Below are 17,128 nucleotides of genomic sequence, written 5' to 3'. Positions count from 1 at the left end.
CGGTGAAGCACAGGTGTTAATGAAACATTAATTGCTATTTAGCCAGATAACGTGCCCCTGCTGCTGCCAGGCCTGGAGCTGATCCTGCTGCGCCAGGGTCGGGGTTTCGCCGCACCATACCAGGAGCGTGCTGTCAGGAAACAGATCGGGACGGATGTGGGTCAGAGAGTGGGGGAGGACATCGACCCGCCAGCCTTGTTCGCAGGCGATCCAGCCCTCCAGCCACAGCCGCGTGGTGTCGTTGACATTCCAGCCGAGCACCAGCGCATGGCTGCCCGGACGTTTCCAGGCGCTGGCGAGGCTGTGCGCGACATGGTTGATGAGAATCCCGTCGAGGATGCTGCGCAGCGCGGTAAGCGTCGGCTGCGGGCTGAGCAGGCGGTGGCGTAAGGGGATAAACAGATGGTTGACCAGGGTCAGCGCCGTATAGCTATGGCTGCGCTCTTTGATCCACAGCCGTAAACGGTGGTAGCTGCCGTCGTGGAGATACCCCAGCAGAATCTCCTGCTGCTCCCGCCAGCCGTCTTCCTCTCCACTCGTGTTGTCGTTAAGCAAGGTTTTGACCTTACTCACCTGAACGCCGGAATCAATCCAGCGCTTAATCTCGCGGATTCGGTCAATTTCCTGCTCGTTAAACAGGCGGTGCCCTCCGTCGGTGCGCTGCGGTTTCAGCAATCCGTAGCGTCGTTGCCAGGCGCGAAGCGTTACGGGGTTAATGTCACAGAGCTGAGCCACTTCACCAATCGTATAAAGCGCCATATATCCTCTCCCGCAAAGTCTCCCCTATAACTGTAGAAGCTGTTTACGGAAGAGGAAATATTCGCTCATTTTTTGTTCGTTTAAGTGACGAGAGGCGGGCAAGAAGTGTGATCCTGACCATGATTTGTGATTTTCTTGTAGTGCTTCAAAGAAAGTGATGACCCGGCAGTGTATGTTACGCGCTTTCGAGTGAAGCGTGGTCTGTGGGTATGTACGAGTTTGATCTGGTGTTGCTGCTGCTTCAGCAGATGTGCGTGTTTTTGGTCATTGCGTGGCTGATGAGCAAGACACGGCTGTTCATCCCGCTGATGCAGGTTACCGTTCGTCTACCGCATAAGCTGCTGTGCTACGTGACCTTCTCCATTTTCTGCATTATGGGGACCTATTTCGGTCTGCATATTGAAGACTCGATCGCCAATACCCGCGCCATCGGCGCCGTGATGGGCGGCCTGCTCGGTGGCCCGGTGGTCGGCGGCCTGGTGGGGCTGACCGGCGGGCTGCACCGCTACTCGCTCGGCGGTATGACGGCGTTAAGCTGCATGGTTTCCACCATAGTCGAGGGGCTGCTGGGCGGCCTGGTTCACAGCGTGCTGGTCAAGCGCGGGCGGCCGGATAAGGTCTTCAGCCCGCTCACCGCCGGGGCGATCACCTTCTTTGCCGAGCTGGTGCAGATGATGATCATTTTGCTGATCGCCCGGCCATTTCAGGACGCGCTGCATCTGGTGCAAAGCATCGCCGCGCCGATGATGGTGACCAACACCGTAGGCGCCGCGCTGTTTATGCGTATCCTGCTGGATAAGCGAGCGATGTTTGAGAAGTACACCTCGGCTTTTTCCGCCACCGCCCTCAAGGTGGCGGCCTCGACCGAGGGGATCCTGCGCCAGGGATTCAACGAAGAGAACAGCATGAAGGTGGCGCAGGTGCTTATTCAGGAGCTCGATATCGGCGCGGTGGCCATTACCGATCGCGACAAGCTGCTGGCGTTTACCGGTATCGGCGACGACCACCACCTGCCGGGCAAACCTATCTCTTCATCCTATACGCAAAAAGCGATTGATAGCGGCGAAGTGGTGTATGCCGACGGCAATGAAGTCCCCTACCGCTGTTCCATTCATCCCAACTGTAAGCTGGGGTCGACGCTGGTTATCCCGCTGCGCGGTGAAAATCAGCGGGTGATCGGCACCATCAAGCTGTATGAAGCGAAAAACCGCCTGTTCAGCTCCATCAATCGCACGCTCGGAGAGGGGATCGCTCAGCTGCTGTCGGCACAAATCCTCGCCGGGCAGTATGAGCGGCAGAAGGCGCTGCTGACGCAATCGGAGATCAAGCTGCTCCACGCGCAGGTGAATCCCCATTTTCTGTTTAATGCGTTGAATACCCTGAAGGCGGTGATTCGCCGCGACAGCGATCAGGCCGGGCAGCTGGTGCAGTACCTGTCGACCTTTTTCCGCAAGAATCTGAAGCGGCCGTCGGAGTTTGTGACGCTGGCGGATGAGATTGAACACGTGAATGCCTATCTGCAAATTGAGAAAGCGCGTTTCCAGGCCAATTTACAGATTCAGATGCTGGTGCCCGACGCGCTGGCTCACCATCAGCTGCCGGCGTTTACGCTGCAGCCGATTGTTGAAAACGCCATTAAACACGGCACGTCGCAGCATCTCGGGGTAGGGGAAATTACCATTCGCGCCAGCCAGCACGAGCGCTGGCTGCAGTTAGATATTGAGGATAACGCCGGCCTGTACCAGGACAATCCCAACGCCAGCGGGCTGGGAATGAGCCTGGTAGATCGCCGTTTACGGGCGCGCTTCGGCGCCGACTGCGGCATTACCGTGACCTGTGAAGCGGAACGTTTCACCCGCGTCACGCTGCGACTGCCTCTGGAGGAGAACGCGTGTTAAAAGTGTTGATAGTTGATGATGAACCGCTGGCACGAGAAAATCTGCGTGTTTTACTGGAGTCCGCCAGCGATATTGAGATCGTCGGGGAGTGCGCGAACGCGGTTGAAGCGATTGGCGCGGTGCACAAGCTGCGCCCGGACGTGCTGTTTCTCGATATTCAGATGCCGCGGATCAGCGGCCTGGAAATGGTCGGGATGCTCGACCCTGAACACCGGCCTTACATCGTGTTTCTGACCGCTTTTGACGAGTATGCGGTGAAGGCGTTCGAAGAGCATGCGTTTGATTATCTGCTGAAACCCATCGAAGCACCGCGGCTGGAGAAGACGCTGGCGCGTCTGCGCCAGGAGCGTAGCCTGCAGGATATCTCGCTGCTCGACGATACCCAGCAGGCGCTGAAATATATTCCCTGTACCGGCCACAGCCGAATCTGGCTGCTGCAGATGGAGGATGTCGCCTTTGTCAGCAGCCGGATGAGCGGAATTTATGTCACCGATCGTGAGGGGAAGGAGGGGTTTACGGAGCTGACCTTACGCACCCTTGAGAGCCGGACGCCGCTGCTGCGCTGTCATCGACAGTATCTGGTGAATATGGCCCACCTGAAAGAGATTCGCCTTGAGGAAAACGGCCAGGCGGAGCTGCTGATGCGGGCCGGGCAAACGGTGCCGGTGAGCCGTCGCTACTTAAAAAGTCTGAAAGAGGCGATTGGTCTGTAAAACGACGGAATCATGGTAGACTTAGCGCCAGCATTTTTCATCATGAAGGCATTATGATCAGTAACGATATCTTACGTAGCCTGCGCTACACCCTGAAAACCAATAATAACGACCTGGTGCGCATTTTTGCGCTGGGCGATTCCGTCGTCAGCGCAGAGCAGCTGGTACCGTGGCTGAAAAAGGAGGACGAAGAGGGCTTCCAGCGCTGCCCGGACATTATGTTGTCGATCTTCCTCAACGGCCTGATCTATGACAAACGCGGGAAAGATGAGGCGGCCCCGCCGCTGGCGGTTGAGCGTCGGGTGAATAACAATATCGTGCTGAAAAAGCTGCGCATCGCCTTTTCGCTGAAGAGCGATGACATCCTCGCCATTCTGACTCAGCAAAAGTTTCGCGTTTCGATGCCGGAAATCACCGCCATGATGCGCGCGCCGGATCATAAAAATTTCCGCGAATGCGGTGACCAGTTCCTGCGCTATTTCCTGCGCGGTCTGACCGAGCGCATCCACGGCAAAGCGTAATCTTGCTCACCTGTTTTGCCCGGTCGGCGCTGTGCCGGCCGGGCAAGTCCTCTGTGCCGCCCCGGATCTGCGAGACCTATTTCACCTCTGTAAAACCCTGTTCGGCGAGGAGCTTCTCGGATACCGACATCGACACCTCCTGCAGCGCGCAGTTGGTCACCATTGAGCCGGGCAGCTTACACAGTTCGCTCATGTTAGCCCGGGTAAAATCCACGCTGAGATGTTCCAGCGCCTCGCTATCTTTGTAATCGATGCTCTGTTCCACGCCTTTAACGTCGAGATAAACGCTTCTCATCGGTTCAATTAACGCCCGCGCCTGCTCCTGATTCGCCGCGCCGATGGTCTGATAGGGAATGGTGTTATTAGCTTCCTGACGCAGGACTTTGTCACCGACATAATGGTAGGTAAACACCAGCCCGACGCCGTTTTCCATCCGGGTAAAGGTTTTGCTCTTTTCGTCGGGGTTATCGCAGCCTGCGAGGCCGACAATCACAAGCGAAGCCGCCAGAGCGGTAACCATCCTGCGGTAAATGTTCATCACGGTCCCTTGGTTGATAGTGAATCACGTACCGGTTTTTCAATCGGCAGACAGGTTGATTATTGTCAGGATTGCCGTAGCGCGCAACGCACAGAAAAGGCAGCAGGGGGCTGAATGGTCCGACGGTGGCGGCGCGGAAGAGAGGGCGGAAGGGACAAAAAAAGCGCTGCCGGAGCAGCGCTTGATGCGGGATTATTTTACCTGCTGACCCGGCTGGGCGCCGCTGTCAGGGCTTAACAGGAAGATATCCTTCCCGCCAGGGCCCGCAGCCATCACCATCCCTTCCGAGATGCCGAAACGCATTTTACGCGGCGCCAGGTTGGCCACCATCACCGTCAGGCGACCAATCAACACCTGCGGATCCGGGTAGGCGCTACGAATGCCGGAGAAGACGTTACGTTTCTCGCCGCCCAGATCGAGGCTCAGGCGCAGCAGCTTGTCAGAACCATCAACAAATTCGGCGTTTTCAATCAGCGCGATGCGCATATCCACTTTGGCGAAATCGTCAAAGGTGATGGTGTCCTGAATCGGATCGTCCGCCAGCGGGCCGGTGGCCGGAGCCGAGAGCGCCTTCACCTCTTCCTTCGATGCCTCTACCAGCGCCTCAACCTGCTTCATCTCGATGCGGTTGTACAGCGCCTTGAAGGTGTTGACCTTATGCGACAGCAGCGGCTGCTGGATAGCATCCCAGTTCAGTTCGCTGTTGAGGAAGGCTTCGGCGCGGGCGGTCAGCTGCGGCAGGACCGGCTTGAGCCAGGTCATCAGCACGCGGAACATATTCAGGCCCATGGTGCAGATAGCCTGCAGATCGGCGTCGCGGCCTTCCTGTCTGGCGACGACCCACGGTGCCTGCTCGTCAACGTAGCGGTTAGCCACGTCGGCCAGCGCCATGATTTCACGGATGGCTTTACCGAACTCGCGGCTGTCCCACGCTTCGCCAATGCTTGCTGCCGCATCGGTGAAGGTTTTGTACAGCGCCGGATCGGCCAGCTCAGCGGACAGCATGCCGTCGAAACGCTTATTGATAAAACCGGCGTTGCGCGAGGCGAGGTTTACCACTTTGTTGACGATGTCGGCGTTCACGCGCTGTACGAAATCTTCCAGGTTCAGGTCGATATCATCGATGCGCGAAGAGAGCTTGGCGGTGTAGTAATAACGCAGGCTGTCGGCGTCAAAATGGTTCAGCCAGGTGCTGGCCTTGATAAAGGTGCCGCGTGATTTGGACATCTTGGCGCCGTTGACGGTGACGTAACCGTGAACGAACAGGTTGGTCGGCTTGCGGAAACCGCTGCCTTCCAGCATCGCCGGCCAGAACAGGCTGTGGAAGTAGACGATATCTTTGCCGATAAAGTGATACAGCTCGGCGTCGGAGTCTTTCTTCCAGTAGGCGTCAAAGCTTTCGCTATCGCCGCGTTTGTCACACAGGTTCTTGAAGGAGCCCATGTAGCCGATCGGCGCATCCAGCCAGACGTAGAAATATTTGCCCGGCGCGTTGGGGATTTCGAAGCCAAAGTACGGCGCGTCGCGGGAAATGTCCCACTGCTGCAGACCGGACTCGAACCACTCCTGCATTTTGTTCGCCACCTGCTCCTGCAGCGCGCCGCTGCGGGTCCACGCCTGCAGCATTTCGCTAAAGGACGGCAGGTCGAAGAAGAAGTGCTCGGATTCACGCATCACCGGGGTCGCCCCGGAAACCACCGATTTCGGGTCGATCAGCTCGGTCGGACTGTAGGTCGCGCCGCACACTTCGCAGTTATCGCCATACTGATCCGGTGATTTACACTTCGGACAGGTGCCTTTCACGAAACGGTCCGGCAGGAACATCCCTTTTTCCGGATCGTAAAGCTGAGAGATGGTGCGGTTTTTGATAAAACCGTTCTCTTTCAGGCGGCCGTAGATCAGCTCAGACAGCTCGCGGTTCTCGTCGCTGTGCGTCGAGTGGTAGTTGTCGTAGCTAATATCAAAGCCCGCAAAATCGGTCTGATGCTCCTGACTCATTTCGCCAATCATCTGCTCCGGAGAGACGCCAAGCTGCTGAGCTTTCAGCATGATAGGCGTGCCGTGGGCGTCGTCAGCACAGATGAAATTGACCTCGTTGCCGCGCATTCGCTGGTAACGGACCCAGACATCAGCCTGGATGTGCTCCAGCATGTGGCCGAGGTGGATTGAGCCGTTAGCGTACGGCAGCGCGCACGTTACCAGAATTTTCTTCGCGACTTGAGTCATAGTGAGCATTACATCTTCTGTTGTAAAAAGGGCTTTTGATATTACCAAAAGGGCACTGGGTGCGCCATAAATGGCTGACCATATATGGATAATCCTCAGCTGTGATAAACTCAATGATTACTGAAAGCCTCTCATAACAACAAAGGAGTCGGGATGAATTCGCAATCCCAGGCCAAATCCCCCGAACGTCTACGTGCGATGGTCGCCGGAACGTTGGCTAATTTCCAGCACCCCACTTTGAAGCATAATCTCACCGCGCTGAAGGCACTGCACCACGTCGCCTGGCTCGACGATACCGTGCATATCGAGATCCAGATGCCGTTTGTCTGGCACAGTGCTTTTGAAGATTTAAAAGAGCAATGTAGCGCCGACCTGCTGCGCATTACCGGCGCGCAGGCGATTGACTGGAAGCTGTCGCATAACATTGCCACGCTGAAACGGGTAAAAAATCAGCCGGGCGTCAACGGGGTCAAAAATATTATTGCCGTCAGCTCCGGCAAAGGCGGGGTGGGTAAATCCTCCACGGCGGTGAACCTGGCGCTGGCGCTGGCCGCGGAAGGGGCGAAAGTCGGGATCCTCGATGCCGATATTTATGGTCCGTCGATTCCCACCATGCTCGGTGCGGAAGATCAGCGTCCCACCTCGCCAGATGGCACCCATATGGCGCCGATCATGAAATTTGGCCTCGCCACCAACTCCATCGGCTACCTGGTGACCGACGATAACGCCATGGTATGGCGCGGTCCGATGGCCAGCAAGGCGCTGCTGCAGATGCTGCAGGAGACGCTGTGGCCGGATCTGGATTATCTGGTGCTGGATATGCCGCCAGGCACCGGCGACATTCAGCTGACTCTTGCGCAGAATATCCCGGTCACCGGCGCGGTAGTGGTGACGACGCCGCAGGATATCGCGCTGATCGATGCGAAAAAAGGCATCGTGATGTTTGAGAAGGTGGACGTTCCGGTCCTCGGCATCGTCGAAAACATGAGTATCCATATCTGCAGCAACTGTGGTCACCATGAGCCGATTTTCGGCACCGGCGGCGCCGAAAAGCTGGCGGAGCAATACCACACTCAGCTGCTGGCCCAGCTGCCGCTGCACATCAATTTGCGTGAAGATCTGGATAACGGTAAGCCGACCGTGGTTGCCCGTCCGGAGAGCGAGTTCACCGAAATTTACCGTCAGCTGGCGGGACGCGTGGCGGCCCGGCTCTACTGGCAGGGGGAAGTGATTCCCGGTGAGATTGCCTTCCGCGCGGTGTAGCGTCGGCGGATAGCACAACGCCCTGGACTTTTCTGATCCGCAGCGGACAGCAAAAGGACAGGGCGTTTTTGTTGGTCCGTCAGCCGACGGACCGTCAGCCATTAGTGCTGATAGAAGATTTCGCCGTCGTAAATTTTGACAATTTTACCTTCGGTATCGGTGATCAGCACGTAGCTGCCGCCCATATAGGTGTAGTGAGTACCGGCGTCCGGCGCGGGCAGGTTACGCTGCTGCCACTGTTTAATGGTGTATTCTGGCGTCAGATAAAGCGGCGGCACGGTGTCGCCTACGCGAAACTGCGTGAAGTCTGCGGTGAAACCATCAAGTTCATATTTTTGTACGCCGCCGGTGGATGCTGCCCAGACGGTACTGGTGCTGGCCAACAGTACGCCCAGAAGCATCATTTTTGTTTTACGCATAATTTCCTCATTATTATCCTGGATTACCCTGGACACAAAATCGCAGCCTCGTATCATTCCTGAAGCATGGCCGGGAAGGCAAGCGTTGGTTGCGTTAAAAATGTAAGAAAACGATGGGCCGGTTGCCTGATTTGGCGTCGAGCGGCGGTTTTGAGAACAATCCTGGTAGCAGGATTCGGGAGTCAATATGTTCAGACTGGAAGATCTGACGCTATTTGTTCGTGCGGCGGCGCTGGGGAGTTTTAGCGATGCGGCGCGGGAGGTCGGGCAGCAGCCGGCGCAGGTGAGTGCGGCGATTAAGCGCCTGGAGACCACGCTCAATATTCGTCTTTTTGCGCGCTCTACCCGCAGCTTACGTCTGACGCCCGAAGGGGAAACCTGGCTGCCCTATGCCACCCAGATGCTGGATACGCTGCATGCCGGGCTGCAAAAAATTCAGGTGCCGGACGACGAGGTCCGCGGGACGTTGCAAATTGCGGTACCCTCCGATCTGGGGCGTAATCTGCTGCTGAACGTCTTCCGCGCCTTTCGCCAGCGGCACCCGGCGCTGAAGCTGCGCATTCTCTTTTCCGACCATCGGACCGATGTGTTTAAAGATCCGGTCGATGTCGCCTTTCGCTACGGTGACAACGACAATGCTTCGTTTATTTCTCTCCCCGTCGCGCCGGAAAACCGGCGGGTGCTGGTGGCTTCTCCGCAGTGGATTGCCCGGCACGGCGAGCCGCAGACGCCGGAGGCGCTGGCGCAACACCCTGCGCTCCTGTACGTACTGCGCGGCAGGCAGTTCGATCGCTGGACCTTAAGTCTCAACGGCGTGGTTGAACATATGCAGGTTTCCGGCGACATCATCAGCGACGACGCCGAGGTGATTCGCCGCCTGGCCATTGCAGGGGAGGGGTTTGCCTATAAGTCAGCGCTGGATGTCAGCGATGATATTCGCGCAGGACGCCTGCAGATTCTGCTGCCGCACTATCAGGGCGACAGAGTCCCGCTCAATATGATTTGCCCGCACCGCAAGCAGCTTTCTGCGGCGGTGCGGTTACTCTATGAAGAGGTCAAAGCGCACTGTGAAACGGTGCAGGCCGACGCGCTACGCGGGCCTGTGGACGTTTAGTGCCTCACCAGGGTGGCGAAATAGTAGACCAGCGGAACGGCAAGGATCCATAAACCCAGCGGGATTTCTCGCCACTTTCCGGCGACCGTTTTAATCATGATGTAGAACAGCAGCCCGCCGGCGATACCGGTACCGAAGCTGTTGGCGATCAGGGTGATCATCACCATCATTAATACCGGCAGCCCGTCGGTGAAGCTGGAGAGATCGACTTTGCGCAGGCCGCTAAACATGTTGAGACCAATCAGGATCAGCGCCGGAGCAGTGGCCTCTTTGGGGATCATCAGGGCGATCGGCGTAAACAGCAGCATCAGCAGGAACATAACCGCCGCGGCCAGCGCGGTGAGCCCGGTTTTACCGCCCGCTTCGGCGGCGGCGGAAGACTCAATCAGCGCGGTCGCCGCCGGGATCCCCAGCCACGGGCCGAGGGCTGCCGCAATCGAGTCGACCATAAACGGCCGGTTAATGTGCGGCATATTGCCCTCTTCATCCAGCAGTCCCGCTTCGCCGCCCACCGCCAGCGTGGTCCCCATGGTGGAGAAAAACTCAGAGGCGAAAAAGACAAACAGGAACGGCAGGAAAGCGATATTCAGCGCGCCCAGCATATCGACGTGGCCGAAGACCGGCGCCAGCGAGTGCGGCATTGCGATAAAACTGTCCGGCAGACGGGTGACCCCCGCCGGAATCCCCACCAGGGTGGCAAACAGAATCGCCCATAAAATGGCGCCCGGGATGCGCCGCGCCTGCAGCGCAATCGCCAGAAACAGGCCGCACAGCGCCACCAGCGCGCCGGGAGATAAGAAATCACCCAGCATCAGGGCATTGGTTTTGGCATTCGCCAGCACCAGGCCGGCATTGCGAAAACCGAGCACCGCCACGAACAAACCGATTGAAGCCGTCAGTCCCAGCTTGATGGACTGGGGGACCGAACGGGTGACCACTTCACGCAGGCCGAATTTGGTTAACAGAAAGAACAGAATACCTGACCAGCAGGCGATGCCGAGGCCAATTTGCCAGCCGATCCCTTCGCTACCGGCCAGGGTGACGCCCACCAGCACCGAGCCGCCGATGCCTGGGCCGACGATAAACGGCAGGTTAGCGTAAAACGCCATCAGCAGCGTACCGGCGACGAAGACCAGAATCGTGCCCGTGGTGGCGGCGCCTTTGTCCATGCCGCCCACCGCCAGCAGGCCGGGGATGACCACCAGCAGATAGGCGGCCGCAAGAAAGCCGGTGATCCCCGAGAGGCACTCGGTACGCAGCGTGCTGCCGCGGGAGCGCAGGGCAAAACGGCGCTCCAGCCAGCTTCCTTGTGTTGAGGTATGCAGTGTGTTGTCGGCCATGCTCAGGCTCCCCGGAGATTATTGTTGTGAGGGTCGGTGGCCGGGGTTTCCCGGCAGTCTATCAGCGGTTCGACAATCTGGCGGGTGGTGCCGTCGGTCAAACCTAAATCGGTCAAATGTGGTCCGGCATTGCAGGCGAGGCAAGTGCCTTCGATGGCCTTAAATACCCGGTAGGGCGGCTCCCAGTCGGCGATTTCTGCGCTCAGGTCGCGTAATTCGCGGAACTGCCGCGCGAGTTCTGCCGCCGGCAGATCGGAGAGCATGCCGGCAATCGGCATCGCCACGTGGGCAAGAATATCCCCCTGCCGGGAGAGCGCCATCCCGCCGCCGGAGGCAATCAGCCGGTTGGCGGCCAGCGCCATATCCTCAGCGTTACGTCCCAGCACCACCAGGTTGTGTGAATCGTGCGAGTAGCTGGTGGCGATAGCGCCGCGCAGCTCTCCCCAGCCCTCGAGCAGGGCGATTTGCGGCGTCGCCTGATGGCGGCCGTGGCGATGCTTCACCCAAATCAGGCTAAATCCAGCGGGCAGCTGAACTTCGCCGTGGCGTACCTGCACCTCGACTTCTCCCCACTGCGTAAAGCGCGCGCCGCGGATATGTCGCAGGCGGGCAACGCCGTGGACAATACCGGGGACCCGCAGCACAAAATCCTCGGTATTCAGCGGCGCCAGCTGCAGCGTATTGCGCGGCGGAGTGACACCCTCTGCGGCTGGAATGGGCTGGAGCAGCGCGCCGTCGCGGGCGACCAGTTTCCCGGCGACGTACACTTTCCGGGCCTCAAGTCTTTCCAGTGAATCAAATACCACCAGGTCGGCGCGGCGGCCGGCGGCAATCAGCCCTGAATCGTGACGCTGCAGGCGAATGGCGGCGTTGAGGGTGGCGAAGCGCAGGACGTCGGTGGCGGCGAGACCGTGTTCAATCAGCAGGTTGAGCAGGGCGATAATGCCGCCTTTTTCCAGCAGCATATCCGGCGGGACATCGTCGGTGCACACCGTGATCTGCGAGGAGAGATGCGGCAGGGTTTTCAGGGCCTTGACGATATCCGGCAGCAGATAGGGGTGCGAGCCGCGAATTTCGAGGGTCAAACCGGCGCGCAGCTTTTCCAGCGCGTCTTCCGCGGAGGTTAGCTCATGATCGGAGGTGACGCCCGCCGCGAGGTAGGCCTGGAGATCGGCGCCGCTCAGGCCGCGGGCGTGGCCTTCAATCAGCTTGCCGCTGTCGAGACCGGCCTGAACAATCTCCTGCATCCGGGCGCTGCCGTTGAGCACGCCGTGCATGTCCATCACTTCCGCCACGCCGCGCACTTCCGGCCATGCCAGCATGGTCGCCATCTCCGCTCCGGCAAAATCGGCGCCGGACATTTCCAGCCCCGGCGTCGAGGGTACGCTGGAGGGGGCGGCGACCATCACCTGCAGCGGCAGATGGCGGCTGGCGGCGACGGCATAGCGCACGCCTTCGACCCCGAGGACGTTGGCCAGCTCATGCGGGTCCCAGAAGACCGCGGTGGTTCCCTGGGCGAGGACAATTTCCGCGTAGCGTTCGGGAGGGAGGTGGGAACTCTCGAGATGGACATGGGTATCCATCAGCCCCGGTGACAGGTAGGCGCCGTCCAGCGCATGGCGTTGGTGGGCATCGGCGCGGCTGCCGCGCGGGTGCACGCTGGCGATCATCTCGCCGGTGATGCCGACATCGGCTTCGCGGACTTCACCGGTGACCATGTCGACTATCTGCGCCCCGGTCAACAACAGGTCAAAAGGTATTTCGCCCCGGGCGGCCATGACGGCGCGGCGGCGGTTTTCAGCATTGCTGGACATAACAACTCCGGCACAAGGATAATGGGGGTACTCTAGGGGCACAGCAAACGTTTGCCCAGATGAATAAATTTATCACCCGATAAGCTCGGGTTATTCTACCCGATTACCCTTAGCGAAGAATAAGATGACCGAACCGTGGCAGCGCCTGCCTGCGCTTTCTCTTAAACAGCTACAGTACTTTGTTACCCTGGCGGAGCTGCGTCATTTTACCGATACCGCCAACCGTCTGGCTATCAGCCAACCGGCGCTGAGCAGCGCCCTGCGGCAAATCGAAACGGTGCTGGGCGGCAAGCTGGTAAACCGCACCGCCTCGTCGGTCACGCTGACCGAACTGGGCGCCGCCATTCTGCCGCACGCCCGGCGCGTGCTGAGCGTGGCCCAGTTGGCGTTTCATGACATGGAACAGATTGTCGCGGCCGGCGGCGATGGTACCGTGCGTATTGGTCTGGTGCCCTCGGTGAGCTCGCTGCTCTTTCCGCTTCTGCCGCAGGTGCTGGCGCAAACCTTTCCCCGGCTGCGGGTCGAGTTTCACGATCAGACCAATGATGCGCTGGTGCGTGAGCTGCAAAGCGGGCAGATTGATTTCGGTATCGGCGCCATCGACAGCTCGCTACCCGCCGCGCTACAGGTCTACCCGCTGCGTGAAGATCCGTTTGTGGCGGTGCTGCACGGTGACGATCCGCTGGCAGACCAGCCGCACCTGCCGTGGAAACTTCTCGCCGGACGCGATATTGCGGTGTTCTCGAAAGGGAACATTCAGCGACTGGTTGGCGCGCTGGCGGAAAGCCATCGTCTGACGCTGAACACGCGGTTTCAGGTCGACTATATTGAAACGCTGTATGGCCTGGTGCGCTCGCGTCTGGCGATTGCCATTCTGCCCGAGCTGTATACCACCCATCTGCAGGATCCGGTGCTGAAAATCGCGCAGCTCCAGCAGCCGGCGCTGGCGCGGACGGTGGCGATAATGCGTGGGCCGCAGCCGCTGCCGCCGCTGATTGAGCAGTGCTTTACGCTGCTGCTCAATTCGCTACGCGAGTCGTCGGCGCGGCTCAGGGCAGATGCCTGATCAGCACGTCTATCGTCAGATGATTAATATACTCCAGCGAATGAGATGCCATGACTCCCAGCAGGCGGTTGTGATGCCCGGCGATAATCAGGTCAATCCCCCGCTGGTTTACGCAGGCTTCAACATCTTCAAAACGGCGGGTGGTGACCAGCGACAGGGTTTGCACCGGCAGCGAGACGCTGGTCGCCAGCTCATTGAGCAGCACTTTCGCCTGGATCACCTCCTGAGACACATCGTCGTTCAGCAGGCTGTCGGAGACGTAATTCAGCGCCCGATAATCGGTGCTGATATGGGCGAGCGTGATGCGCATAGCGTTCTCTTCCGCCATTCTGGCCGCATGCTGGAGCAGCGGAACGCCGTCCTGGCTGCTGTTAATCAGCACCAGGGCATGGTGATAAACGGGCATAGCCGTACCTCGACGAGTGGAGGGACCGGGAACGTCGCTCCCTGATGTTCATTTTGTGCCCGCCGCAGTGGGAATGCAAATGGCGCGGGAGAGCGGGCGCCGGTTCGCTGAAGAGAGATGAAGGTTAAAGCCGAGGGAAAAGACAAAATGCCCCACGGCCGAAGGTCGTGGAGCAGCGTAGCCCGGGGAATTACGGGGTGACGATGTTGAACCAGAACTCAAACTTGTCCATGTAGCTCAGCATTTCGTCCAGCTTCGCGCCATTACCGCTAATTTTTACGTCGCCTTTCTCTTCAGCCTGCTTCAGCGTCTCCTGTTTCAGGATGATGTTGTTCAACGTGTCGCGGCTCAGCGTGATAGTGGCGTCGGCATCTTTCGCTTCGACGTTGGCGGTGTGGTTAAGCACGCCGTTTTCCAGCTCCAGTTTGTACTTCCCGCCGTCTTTGCCGAGGTCGATATTAAACACCGCTTTAGCATGGCCGGCTTTCACGCCATCGATATGGACGGCCAGATAATCGAAGAACATTTCCGGCGTCATGGCGCGTACGGTATCCGGGCTGGCGGTGTTCGGCGTCGGCAGTTTCTGTACGCCGTTACGCAGCTCCTGGGCGCCGGTGAGGTAGAAGTTACGCCACGGACCGGATTCGGCCTGATAGCCCAGTTGCTCCAGGGCATCCGCTTCCAGGTTTTTCGCCTGCTGGTTTTTCGGGTCGGCAAAGACCACTTTGCTGGTGACCTGAGCGACCCAGCGGTAGTTACCCTGGCGGTAATCATCCTGGGCCTTTTTCAGCACCTTATCCGCGCCGCCCATGTATTCGACAAACTTCTTCGCCGCCTGCTCTGGCGCCAGTTCGTCAAGGGTTGCCGGGTTGCCATCGAACCAGCCGAGATAGAACACGTAGGTGGCTTTCACATCATGACTTACCGAACCATAGTAGCCGCGGCTTGCCCACTGTTTTTCCAGCGATGGCGGCAGCTTAAAGTTAGCGGCGATTTCATCACGGGTCAGCCCTTCGTTGGCCATGCGCAGAGTCTGGTCATTGATATAACGATACATATCGCGCTGACCTTTCATCAGCTTAACGATGTTGTCGTTACCCCAGGTCGGCCAGTGGTGCTGGGCAATAATGACTTCGGCATCGTTGCCCCAACGTTCGATGGCGGCATTGATATATTTCGACCAGGCCAGCGGATCGCGAATTTTTGCGCCGCGCAGCGAATAGGTATTGTGCAGCGTGTGGGTCACGTCTTCCGCGGCTTCGATCATTTTCTTCTCTTTGACGTACCACAGCATTTCTGACGGTGCCTCAGAGCCGGGGGCCATCATAAAGTCGTAGGTCAGGCCGTCGATCGTTTCTTCCTGCCCGGTGTGCGTAATATAGTGAGTTGGCTGCAGCAGGGTCACGGTACCGGCGGAGGTGGTGGTGCCCAGTCCGGCGCCGACCTGGCCTTTAGCATCAGGCTTCAGCAGGTTACCGTACATATAGCTGGCGCGGCGGCTCATGGCGTTGCCGGCCATAATGTTCTCTGATACGGCTTCTTCCATAAATCCGGCCGGGGCGTAAATTTTGACTTTGCCCGATTTCACATCGGCTTCATCCACCACCCCGCGGATACCGCCGTAGTGGTCAACATGGCTGTGGGTGAACAGAATGGCCACCACCGGTTTTTTACCGCGGTTTTTGAAGTACAGCTCCAGACCTTCTTTTGCCGGTTCTGCGCTCAGCAGCGGGTCAATAATAGTGATCCCTTTCGCGCCCTCAATAATGGTCATGTTGGAGAGGTCAAGATTACGGATCTGATAAACACCGTCGGTGACTTTGTACAGACCGCTGATGTTGATCAGCTGCGACTGACGCCACAGGCTCGGATTGACGGTGGCCGGCGCTTTTTCCCCTTCTTTGATGAAGTCGTATTTTGCCGGGTCCCAAATAACGTTACCCTGTTCGCCTTTAATGACGTCCTGCGGCAGGGCGGCAACAAAGCCTTTATGTGCATTGTCAAAGTCGGTTTTATCAGCAAACGGCAGCGTGTTATACAGCGCGTTATTTGCCTGCTGAGTGGCTGCGGTGGCCTCTTTCGGCATAATCTGCGCGAAAGCAGAAACCGACAGCGTTGTTAAAACACCGGCCAGCGCCAGATGTTTTGCGATTTTATTTAATTTCATTGAAGGGCCTCTTGGATAATTATCGTCGGCGGTAAAGAATAATGATGAAACGACGAAAGCAAATCTGGATTCATTGTTGACCATTGTAAGGAAAATGCATGCGGGCGATAGTCCCATATGGGACTGGTCAGCAAGCGGAGTAATACCGTAGTGAATAAGCGTGATATTCGCTGCTATACTAAAGCCGACAGCCACCGGTGCTGGAAGGAGAAACGCGTGAATTTTCAGGAAGTACACAGCTATTATCAAACGCTGAAAATAGATACCTATCTCGCAGAAATAATCGAGGAAGGCGAAGCGTTATCCGTAGGAATAAATAACAAAATAGAATTAAACCCCGGCTATATTTATTTTTGCATGGCTGGATCGATCGCGATGTTCATGCCCGGGAATAGATTAATTGTCGGTAATACCATTGAACATATGCCGGTTGGCCTGCTGGAAAGGTATTGTCCGCTGGCGAAGTTTGAATATAGTGCGGTGACGCCGGTAGAACTGATCAAAATACCCTATGCCGCATTCGACCGTATTTTTATCCACAATAACCCGCAGCGCGTTCAGGAGCTGGTGACGATCATGGCGTACATGACTATCTTCACGCTCGATCTGCACAACGAACGTCGGCAGCTGACCAGCTATCAGACGATTCGGCCGATGCTGTTTCGGTATCTTTACCGCCAGCAAACCCATAAAGGCGAAAATGAAGGGCTGGCGCTGTTTATCATTAAGCGAACGAACCTGTCGCGGACTCACGTTTTCCGGGTGCTGGCTGACCTGAAAGCCGGGGGCTACATCACGATGGTGAGGGGCAAGCTGATCTCCATCGATCGGCCGCTGCCGGAGGAGTACTAGGGGATACTCCCGCAGCCGGGGCTGCGGGAGCG

The 17,128-nt window shown here is 57.9% G+C and carries 15 protein-coding genes; 7 read left to right on the top strand and 8 right to left on the bottom strand.

Annotated features, from left to right (window positions below; translation table 11 throughout):
- Positions 1 to 27: 27 nt before the first annotated feature.
- The gene (locus tag ROR01S_RS02270; RefSeq protein WP_044350053.1) at positions 28 to 759 is read right to left on the bottom strand and encodes a MerR family transcriptional regulator; all 732 of its coding nucleotides are present in this window, start codon (positions 757 to 759) and stop codon (positions 28 to 30) included.
- Positions 760 to 968: 209 nt separating this feature from the next.
- On the opposite strand from ROR01S_RS02270, the gene ROR01S_RS02265 reads away from it, so the two are divergent.
- Genes ROR01S_RS02265 through ROR01S_RS02255 form a run of 3 tightly spaced genes read left to right on the top strand, consistent with a single transcriptional unit; the run spans position 969 to position 3,891 of the window.
- Complete coding sequence (locus ROR01S_RS02265; RefSeq protein ID WP_004864713.1) at positions 969 to 2,657, top strand: sensor histidine kinase; 1,689 nt, start codon at positions 969 to 971, stop codon at positions 2,655 to 2,657.
- Positions 2,651 to 3,370 carry a two-component system response regulator BtsR gene (gene btsR, locus ROR01S_RS02260; protein ID WP_004864711.1) on the top strand — a complete coding sequence of 240 codons (720 nt, stop codon included), beginning with the start codon at positions 2,651 to 2,653 and terminating at the stop codon, positions 3,368 to 3,370. Before ROR01S_RS02265 ends, btsR begins: the two co-directional genes overlap by 7 nt.
- A 53-nt stretch (positions 3,371 to 3,423) precedes the next feature.
- Positions 3,424 to 3,891, top strand: coding sequence for a YehS family protein (locus ROR01S_RS02255; protein WP_004864709.1), 468 nt, complete (start codon positions 3,424 to 3,426; stop codon positions 3,889 to 3,891).
- A 76-nt stretch (positions 3,892 to 3,967) separates the two neighbouring features.
- Here the strand turns inward: ROR01S_RS02255 and ROR01S_RS02250 are convergent, their stop codons facing one another.
- Together ROR01S_RS02250 and metG are read right to left on the bottom strand one after the other, a co-directional pair.
- Positions 3,968 to 4,429 (bottom strand): YehR family lipoprotein, encoded by a 462-nt coding sequence (locus tag ROR01S_RS02250; RefSeq protein ID WP_015583854.1) that lies wholly within the window; start codon positions 4,427 to 4,429, stop codon positions 3,968 to 3,970.
- 192 nt (positions 4,430 to 4,621) lie between these two features.
- Positions 4,622 to 6,655 (bottom strand): methionine--tRNA ligase, encoded by a 2,034-nt coding sequence (gene metG, locus ROR01S_RS02245; RefSeq protein WP_064359129.1) that lies wholly within the window; start codon positions 6,653 to 6,655, stop codon positions 4,622 to 4,624.
- Positions 6,656 to 6,808: 153 nt separating this feature from the next.
- Between metG and apbC the strand changes: the two genes are divergently transcribed.
- A complete protein-coding gene (gene apbC / locus ROR01S_RS02240; protein WP_015583856.1) occupies positions 6,809 to 7,918 on the top strand; it encodes an iron-sulfur cluster carrier protein ApbC in 1,110 nt (369 codons plus the stop codon).
- A 101-nt stretch (positions 7,919 to 8,019) separates the two neighbouring features.
- On the opposite strand, the gene ROR01S_RS02235 is transcribed toward apbC, so the two are convergent.
- Positions 8,020 to 8,337 (bottom strand): RcnB family protein, encoded by a 318-nt coding sequence (locus tag ROR01S_RS02235; RefSeq protein ID WP_064359072.1) that lies wholly within the window; start codon positions 8,335 to 8,337, stop codon positions 8,020 to 8,022.
- A 187-nt stretch (positions 8,338 to 8,524) separates the two neighbouring features.
- On the opposite strand from ROR01S_RS02235, the gene ROR01S_RS02230 reads away from it, so the two are divergent.
- Positions 8,525 to 9,451, top strand: coding sequence for a LysR family transcriptional regulator (locus tag ROR01S_RS02230; protein ID WP_064359071.1), 927 nt, complete (start codon positions 8,525 to 8,527; stop codon positions 9,449 to 9,451).
- Here ROR01S_RS02230 and ROR01S_RS02225 read toward each other — a convergent pair.
- On the bottom strand, positions 9,448 to 10,791 hold the full coding sequence (locus tag ROR01S_RS02225; RefSeq protein ID WP_015583857.1) for an NCS2 family permease: 1,344 nt from the start codon (positions 10,789 to 10,791) through the stop codon (positions 9,448 to 9,450). The two genes, ROR01S_RS02230 and ROR01S_RS02225, sit on opposite strands and share 4 nt — an antisense overlap.
- A gap of 2 nt (positions 10,792 to 10,793) precedes the next feature.
- Positions 10,794 to 12,605, bottom strand: a complete 1,812-nt coding sequence (locus ROR01S_RS02220; RefSeq protein WP_004864692.1) for an adenine deaminase — start codon at positions 12,603 to 12,605, stop codon at positions 10,794 to 10,796.
- 124 nt (positions 12,606 to 12,729) lie between these two features.
- On the opposite strand from ROR01S_RS02220, the gene ROR01S_RS02215 reads away from it, so the two are divergent.
- On the top strand, positions 12,730 to 13,671 hold the full coding sequence (locus ROR01S_RS02215) for a LysR family transcriptional regulator (RefSeq protein WP_015583858.1): 942 nt from the start codon (positions 12,730 to 12,732) through the stop codon (positions 13,669 to 13,671).
- On the opposite strand, the gene ROR01S_RS02210 is transcribed toward ROR01S_RS02215, so the two are convergent.
- Positions 13,655 to 14,077, bottom strand: a complete 423-nt coding sequence (locus tag ROR01S_RS02210) for a universal stress protein (RefSeq protein WP_032724796.1) — start codon at positions 14,075 to 14,077, stop codon at positions 13,655 to 13,657. The genes ROR01S_RS02215 and ROR01S_RS02210 overlap by 17 nt on opposite strands.
- Before the next feature lie 190 nt (positions 14,078 to 14,267).
- Positions 14,268 to 16,244, bottom strand: coding sequence for an alkyl/aryl-sulfatase (locus tag ROR01S_RS02205; protein WP_064359070.1), 1,977 nt, complete (start codon positions 16,242 to 16,244; stop codon positions 14,268 to 14,270).
- Between the two features lie 216 nt (positions 16,245 to 16,460).
- Between ROR01S_RS02205 and ROR01S_RS02200 the strand changes: the two genes are divergently transcribed.
- The gene (locus ROR01S_RS02200) at positions 16,461 to 17,096 is read left to right on the top strand and encodes a helix-turn-helix domain-containing protein (protein WP_064359128.1); all 636 of its coding nucleotides are present in this window, start codon (positions 16,461 to 16,463) and stop codon (positions 17,094 to 17,096) included.
- Positions 17,097 to 17,128 lie beyond the last annotated feature (32 nt).

Source organism: Klebsiella ornithinolytica NBRC 105727 = ATCC 31898, assembly GCF_001598295.1.
GTDB classification, from domain to species: domain Bacteria; phylum Pseudomonadota; class Gammaproteobacteria; order Enterobacterales; family Enterobacteriaceae; genus Klebsiella; species Klebsiella ornithinolytica.
Note: the sequence above shows the minus strand (reverse complement) of the source record. Positions and strands in the feature narration are given on the sequence as shown.